We start from the raw sequence: 7,206 nt of genomic DNA on the forward strand, positions 1-7,206 counted from the left end.
ATGTGAGAGTAGGTCATCGTCAAGATTAAATTCCGAAACCCCAATTGCGAAAGCAGTTGGGGTTTTGTTTTGCCCGCAGGAAAGTGCTTCTCTCGCCAGAGTCAGACGGCACGAGAGTTCCAACCGTCGCCGGGACTGCCATTAGGGAAAATCCTTCTGAAGTGACCACTCGGTTTTTGGTATGGTGCAGCTCGTTTTTTAACGGACTGATGTCATGCCCACGGATCGGCACTCAATTTATGTCAAAGAGTTGCTGTAGAAATGCCTGAACCCATCCCGATCAAGGATCACGAAAAAGAGACGCGTCTGGTCAACAAGCGGTTGATCGCCTGCGCTCTGTTCGTCTTTGCCATCAGTTGCGCTCTGGTGGTACGCCTGTACATCCTGCAAGTGGTTGAATACGACTACCACTCGACCATCTCTGAAAACAACCGCGTGCACGTCTTGCCGATTCCGCCGACAAGAGGCCTGATCTACGATCGCAATGGTGTGCTGCTCGCTGATAACCGTCCCAGTTACAACCTGATCATTACCCGCGAACGCGCCACTGATGTTAATCAGGAGCTGGACGAGGTAATTAATCTGCTGCATTTACCCGCCGAAGATCGTACGGTTTTCGATAAGGCCCTGAAGCAGTCCCGTCACCCATTCACCCCGGTGACACTGTTCTACGAGCTGACGGAGGAACAAATCGCCGTGTTGGCGGTTAACGAGTTCCGTCTGCCGGGCCTTGATGTCGAGCCGCAGTTCGTTCGGCATTACCCGTTGGGGGCGCACTTCGCGCATTCGATCGGCTACGTTGGCCGGATCAACGAAAAAGAGTCCAAGACCCTCGATTCGGTAGAGTACCGCGGCACACAATCAATCGGTAAAACCGGCATTGAACGCTTCTATGAAGCGCAGCTGCATGGCCACGTCGGTTATGAAGAGGTTGAGACCAACGCCCAAGGCCGGGTGCTACGCGTGCTCAAGCACACCGATCCGGTGCCTGGCAAAAACATCGTTCTAAGTCTCGACGTCAAACTGCAGGAGGCTGCCGAAGCCGCACTGGGCGACCGACGTGGCTCGGTGGTGGCTCTAGACCCGTCCACCGGTGAAGTGCTGGCCATGGTCAGCAATCCGAGTTTCGACCCGAACCTGTTCGTCACTGGCATCAGCTCCAAGGAATACTCGGCGCTACGCGATTCCATCGACCGCCCGCTGTTCAACCGTGTGTTGCGCGGCCTTTATGCGCCGGGTTCGACCATCAAGCCGGAAGTGGCAATCGCCGGCCTCGATGCCGGTGTCGTGACGCCGCAGACCCGCGTCTTCGACCCAGGCTACTACCAACTCCCGGATTTCGATCACAAGTACCGCAACTGGAACCACAGTGGCGATGGCTGGGTGGACATGGACGCGGCGATCATGCGCTCCAACGACACCTACTTCTACGACCTGGCACACAAGCTCGGCATCGATCGTCTGCACGACTATATGGCGATGTTCGGCCTCGGCGAAAAAGTCTCGCTGGACATGTTCGAAGAGTCGCCCGGTTTGATGCCATCTCAGGCCTGGAAACGTGCCACACGTCGTCAGGCGTGGTTCCCTGGGGAAACGGTGATTCTGGGTATCGGCCAGGGTTATATGCAGGTTACGCCGTTGCAACTGGCTCAGGCTACCGCACTGATTGCCAACAAGGGCGTATGGAATCGTCCGCACTTGGCGAAGACGGTCGATGGTGTGGCGCCGGTCGACGAGCACCCGATGCCGAATATCCTGCTTAAAAACCCGCGTGACTGGGATCAGGTCAACCACGGGATGCAGATGGTGATGCACGATGCCCGGGGTATCGCGCGCGCCGCAGCGGCAGGTGCGCAGTATCGCATTGCCGGTAAGAGTGGTACCGCGCAAGTGGTAGCGATCAAGCAAGGCGAGCGCTACAACCGGGAGAAAACCCTCGAACGTCATCGCGACAACGCCTTGTTCGTTGGTTTCGCTCCGGCGGAGCACCCGAAGATCGCCATCTCGGTGATGATCGAAAACGGTGAGGCCGGTGGTCGAGTGGCCGGCCCTGTGGTGCGGCAGATCATGGACGCCTGGTTGCTGGACCAGGACGGCCACCTCAAGCCGCAATACGCGGCGCCGGCCAAGCCGCCGGGTGATCCCCACGTCTAACCCGAGTCAGCTTCACAGCACCGCCTCACGCCGGCTGAGCTGTGAAGCTCTCACGTTTGGGCAACTGACTACTTGCAGCTGTAACCCTCGGGCATCGTGACGCTGTAGTTGCGTTGCATGCGGTCCTGGAAGTTCAGGTTCTGCAGGCCTTGCTCGACCAGAAACGCTTCGACCTTGGCGGCCTGACAGTCCTCGTTATAAGACGACGCCCGCAGCAGATACACCGTGCGCTTACTCGCCTCATCCCGGGCGGTGACAGTGAAGGTACTGAGGGTGGTGTAGCCGATACGCTCTGACGTTCCCACCGGGCCATAGGTTGTATTGGGCTTACTGGTGCAGGTCAGTCGGTCATCTTTCTTCTTGGCGTTCTTGCACACGGTCGTAGTGCTGGTTGGAACTTGCCCATAGTCGGTGGCGGTATAGCGATAAGACACTTGCCGGCTGCCGATATCGAGAGTGACGGTCATTTTGATCGGCGCGTGATTCCTGGGCAGGCTGGCGTCGGTATAAACCTCCTGAAAGCCTCTGTCTTTCAGTGCGTTGACCATGTCGCGAAGATAGTAGCGGGCATTCAGTGCGTTCTCATCGGCGCCGTTGGCCGAGGTCACCAGCACGGTTGCCTTTCGATCGAACTGATAGTCCGGATCAGGTATTGCGTTGAGTGCTACGTCTATTTGCGTGGCGCAGCCGCCAAGCAACGCGGTCAGCATTAATAGGACGCAGAACAAATAACGGAACATGACAAAGACGCCTTGCAACTAAGGATTGAATAAAAGTTAAACGTATGAGGGGGCGATAAATAAACCGCCGCCAGCGGGCTAGTCTTTCTGGTATTCCAGCAGATCGCCCGGCTGGCAATCGAGCGCAGCGCAGAGCTTGTCCAGAGTTGCCATCTTCACGCCTTTGACTTTGCCGTTTTTGAGCAATGACAGATTCGCCTCAGTGATCCCGAGCAGGGCGGCTAACTCTTTTGAACGAATTTTTTGCGTGGCCATGACTACGTCAAGGCGGACAATAATGGTCATTATATTGTTCTATATGTATTGGCTTTGCTCATCGCTGAGTACTTTTGCGTCACGCATGATAATTGAAAAAATACAGAGTAATACGCCTTTGATTATTTCGTAGGCAGAAGCGGAAGACATTCCGATAGAGAACTGGAAGATCCGATCCCCCGGCGGCAGATCTATCGACAACGCCAGACCTTGCAAGGTCTCTATTAAAGGGTAGGTTGCCGGAGAAACGATGCAGAGTACGCCTACTCGCCAGAGGACCCTGATGTTGCGGTCGGTCCAGGTTTCGCCGCGCGACAAGCGCAGAAAAAACAAACCGGTCAGCCATAACGCGTAAGCCGACAGGACCACGGGCAGGAAATCCAGAAAGACGATCAGCACCGTGACCGTTGATGACAGCCAGGTGTCGGGATCAAGCAGTGCGCCTTCGACAAACGGGTCAAGCAATTGCGGCGAGCCCTCAGCAAAGGCATAGAGCAGGCCCGCCAGCATTTCATCCTTTTTGAAGAACCAGATCGTTGCGTTGCCGCCGACCTCCGTTACCCCCAGAACCCAGACGAGAATTGCTGCCAGCAGCCCGATCCAATGCATGCGCTGCAGCGCCAATCCGTTGATGTGAGTACTCATGAAAATTCCTGGTTGCTACAATTTGGTAGCGAATTCTCGATGATAAATTATCTAATAACAATAATTAATTTTGATTTTGTTGTTTTGGTATCCTCTTCTGATCCGGCTCCGCATGGTCGCTCGCAATGGTGCGGGGAGTCGGTAGGCTGGCCAACGCGCCGACAGGTGCTCCAAGTGTGGAATCAACAACCCTGTCGGCGAGACTGAAACCCCTGCAACATCAGGCCCCTGGCACCGGGCAACTCATGTCACCTTCCTGACACTTCAAATACTGCTTCAGCGCCTCGACCCGCACCTTGGTCACCTCGGTCAGGCAATTGCTGTAAATCAATGGATAAACACTCCCGCCGTCCACACCGGACGCGGAAAACTTGCACTCGGCATCACGAAAGCCGATCCACGCCCGCTGCGCGCTCACCAGAAGCTTTTTGCTGTCGGCGTTGTCCTTCAAACGATTAGTGATCTGCTGATACACCGCGTTCAGCTCCTTGTCCGCTGCCTTGAATTCCTGCCCGGCGCACTGGTTCATGGTGCCCTGATCGCTGGCGTTGGCGCAGTCGACGGCGGCGTGGGCGAGAGGCGTGAACAGGACGGGTGTCAGGGCCAGGAGCAGGCGTGGGAGCATGGTTAATCTCACTGTGTCGGATGAAGGTGCAGAGCAGTTTAGCGGCTATGGTGTTTCTATTCAGGAACGCGCAGTCGGGAGGCTTCGAGCAGGCGATCCGCAGTGGCTGCTATCTCCTCGCCGTCATGAAGCATTTCCAGCCAGTGGGCAGGAATCGCCCGAACGCCATAATAGGCCCCGGCCAATTGACCGACGATCGCGGCAGTGGTGTCCGCATCATCGCCGAGGTTGGCGGCTTGCAGAATCGCCGCTGTAAAACTGTCGGTGTGATGAAAACACCACAGCGCGGCTTCCAACGACTCAACGCTGTAGCCGCTGCCACGGATATCATTGACTGATTTGGCCAGATAATCTCCTCGAGCAATCGCGGCAACTTTAGGCTCAGTGAAAGCTGAGCGCGGCAGCCTGCACAGTTCGCTCTTGCAGGTGCCGAACAGCGCGTTGGCGATCAGTTCGGCAAACAATTGACAGCATTCGATGGCTTCAGGGGCCGCGTGGGTTGTCCGCGAACTGTCGCTGGCGAAATTGCGGATCTGCTGGACGTCAGGGAAGAAAAACAGCACCACCGGCGCCAAACGCATGAGCGAGCCGTTGCCGGCGGTAAACGGGTCGGTTGACCCGGCAAAGGGCTGACCGGTTTGCTGATACTGCGACAGTGCCTGACTGACGGTCATGCCAATATCGAAACAATCCCCCGTCGAGCTGAGATATCCCCACCGCCACCAGTTCAGATAGCGTCCCATCTGGTCCGCCGCATCGAATGTGTTTTTGCTCAGAAGACTCTCCGCCAGGCACAGCGCCATCGAGGTGTCATCCGTCCATTGCCCGGGCTTCAAGTGAAAGGGGCCACCGCCGACCATGTCCGTCAGCGGCTGGAATGAGCCTCGTGGCTTGAACTCCACCGTGGTGCCGACGGCGTCGCCGCAAGCGAGACCGAGCAGAGCGCCGCGATAACGTTCGGATAGAGATGGCTGCATGCTTCGTCCTTGTTTGTTTCCATTTCGCTGGAAAAGGTAACAGGTTCAGCGGGAGGGTTGCGTCAGTCATTCACGCATTCAACGATCGGAAATGCCGCCGAATGTTTCCTTCGGAATGAACAGGTGCAGCTCTTTGATACAACTTCAGGTTGGACATGTGGTCATACAAGCCTACTGTTCAAAACAGGAGGTGACTTATGAAACCGGTACCCAATAGTTTCGAACGCAAAATCATGCTCAAGGCATCGCGTTCTTATGTCTGGCGCGCATTGGTCGATGCCGAGGCGTTTGGCCAGTGGTTTGGTGTGGCGCTGGAGGGCAGGCGGTTCATTGCCGGGGAATGGACGCAAGGGCAGGTCACGTATCCTGGTTATGAACACGTGTTGTGGAACGTGCTCGTCGAGCGGGTCGAGCCACAGCAGTTGTTTTCGTTTCGCTGGCACCCGTACGCGGTCAATCCACAGATCGACTATTCACAGGAGCCGACGACGCTGGTCAAGTTCGAGCTGCAGGATTACGAGGGCGGCACTTTGCTCAAAGTGTCCGAGTCCGGCTTCGCGCACATTCCCGACGTGCGGCAGAAGGAGGCGTATTACATGGACAGCCGTGGCTGGGAGGAACAGCTGAGTCGACTTGAACAGTTTCTCGCCGAAAGCGCCAAGACCCGCGAGCGTGATGGTGACTGACTGCGCAATCTTCGAACCCTGGTTGCAACGCTGGGCGCTGGTACCGGACGGTGAGCCGATCATCACCCCCGGCAGCCGTCTGTTGCCGGTGCGTTTTGGCGACACGCCGGCCATGCTCAAGGTTGCGCTGGATACCGACGAGCAATTCGGCAATCGACTGATGACTTGGTGGAACGGTGAGGGCGCAGCGCAGGTGCTGGCCCATCATGAGGAAGGTTTGTTGCTGGAACGGGCCATGGGCCGGCGTTCGTTGATGCACATGGCGCTCAACGGTGAAGACGACGAAGCCACGCAGATCATGTGCACGACACTAGCGCGCTTGCATGCGCCGCGCCCGACGCCGCCACCGCCGCTGGTGGAGCTGGCACCGTGGTTCGCCTCGCTGCGCGTCGCGGCCGAACATGGCGGGACCTATGCCCTGAGCCTGCAAACGGCTGAAGCCTTGCTCGCAGATCCGCAGAACGTGGTGGTGCTGCACGGTGACATGCACCACGACAACGTTCTCGATTTCGCTGCACACGGCTGGCTCGCTATTGATCCCAAACGAGTACGCGGCGAGCGCGGTTATGACTACGCCAACCTGATCTGCAACCCGGACTTGCCGACGGCTGGCGATTCACAGCGATTGCGCCGGCAGGTTGAGGTGATCGTCGAGGCGTCCGGGCTTGATCGTCGACGCTTGCTGCAATGGGTGCTGGCGTTTGCCGGATTGTCGGCCGCCTGGTTCTTGGAGGACGATGCGCAGCAACAGGCTGCCCAACAGCTGCAGGTCGCGCAAATCGCCGCTTGCCTGCTGGATGACTGAGAGGGCTAAGGGTTTTCGGAAGGGCTTCTATAGCGAATGTCTTACACGCGGTGGTAGCTTTTGCGACTATTGCCGATTGGATCCACGGCGTAATCTACACCCATCAACTGAGACACAGGGAGTGTTTCAGGATCACGGATGATCGACCATAGCAAGGATCGCTGCCGACAGGGAGTCGATAATGGTCTTGGGAAAAACCCGCTTCGGCGGGTTTTTTTTCGCCTGTAGAAAAGTACATCACCCTGTAGGAGCTGCCGCAGGCTACGATCTTTTGATCTTGCTTTTGAAAGCCAAAATCAAAAGATCGCAGCCTGCGGCA

8 protein-coding genes are annotated in these 7,206 nt (G+C 56.9%); 3 read left to right on the forward strand and 5 right to left on the reverse strand.

Going from position 1 to position 7,206, the window contains the following annotated elements:
• Positions 1-261: 261 nt before the first annotated feature.
• Positions 262-2,154 (forward strand): penicillin-binding protein 2, encoded by a 1,893-nt coding sequence (mrdA, locus tag LVD08_RS22070; protein WP_150369307.1) that lies wholly within the window; start codon positions 262-264, stop codon positions 2,152-2,154.
• A gap of 68 nt (positions 2,155-2,222) precedes the next feature.
• Here the strand turns inward: mrdA and LVD08_RS22075 are convergent, their stop codons facing one another.
• The 5 genes from LVD08_RS22075 to LVD08_RS22095 all read right to left on the reverse strand — a co-directional run bounded on the left by LVD08_RS22075 (position 2,223) and on the right by LVD08_RS22095 (position 5,396).
• Positions 2,223-2,894, reverse strand: coding sequence for a hypothetical protein (locus LVD08_RS22075; RefSeq protein ID WP_096797190.1), 672 nt, complete (start codon positions 2,892-2,894; stop codon positions 2,223-2,225).
• Positions 2,895-2,972: 78 nt separating this feature from the next.
• Positions 2,973-3,179: a helix-turn-helix domain-containing protein gene (locus tag LVD08_RS22080; RefSeq protein WP_003226632.1), complete on the reverse strand. Its 207-nt coding sequence runs from the start codon at positions 3,177-3,179 to the stop codon at positions 2,973-2,975.
• Between the two features lie 9 nt (positions 3,180-3,188).
• On the reverse strand, positions 3,189-3,794 hold the full coding sequence (locus tag LVD08_RS22085; protein WP_096797189.1) for a DUF2975 domain-containing protein: 606 nt from the start codon (positions 3,792-3,794) through the stop codon (positions 3,189-3,191).
• 220 nt (positions 3,795-4,014) lie between these two features.
• On the reverse strand, positions 4,015-4,419 hold the full coding sequence (locus tag LVD08_RS22090) for a lysozyme inhibitor LprI family protein (RefSeq protein WP_247269260.1): 405 nt from the start codon (positions 4,417-4,419) through the stop codon (positions 4,015-4,017).
• A gap of 56 nt (positions 4,420-4,475) precedes the next feature.
• On the reverse strand, positions 4,476-5,396 hold the full coding sequence (locus LVD08_RS22095) for an ADP-ribosylglycohydrolase family protein (protein ID WP_247269261.1): 921 nt from the start codon (positions 5,394-5,396) through the stop codon (positions 4,476-4,478).
• Between the two features lie 197 nt (positions 5,397-5,593).
• Between LVD08_RS22095 and LVD08_RS22100 the strand changes: the two genes are divergently transcribed.
• Both LVD08_RS22100 and LVD08_RS22105 read left to right on the forward strand, forming a co-directional pair.
• Complete coding sequence (locus tag LVD08_RS22100) at positions 5,594-6,082, forward strand: SRPBCC family protein (RefSeq protein ID WP_247269262.1); 489 nt, start codon at positions 5,594-5,596, stop codon at positions 6,080-6,082.
• Positions 6,072-6,887 (forward strand): aminoglycoside phosphotransferase family protein, encoded by an 816-nt coding sequence (locus LVD08_RS22105; RefSeq protein WP_247269314.1) that lies wholly within the window; start codon positions 6,072-6,074, stop codon positions 6,885-6,887. The genes LVD08_RS22100 and LVD08_RS22105 overlap by 11 nt, the downstream gene beginning before the upstream one ends.
• Positions 6,888-7,206 lie beyond the last annotated feature (319 nt).

The organism is Pseudomonas sp. YL2 (genome assembly GCF_023063025.1).
Classification (GTDB): domain Bacteria; phylum Pseudomonadota; class Gammaproteobacteria; order Pseudomonadales; family Pseudomonadaceae; genus Aquipseudomonas; species Aquipseudomonas putida_A.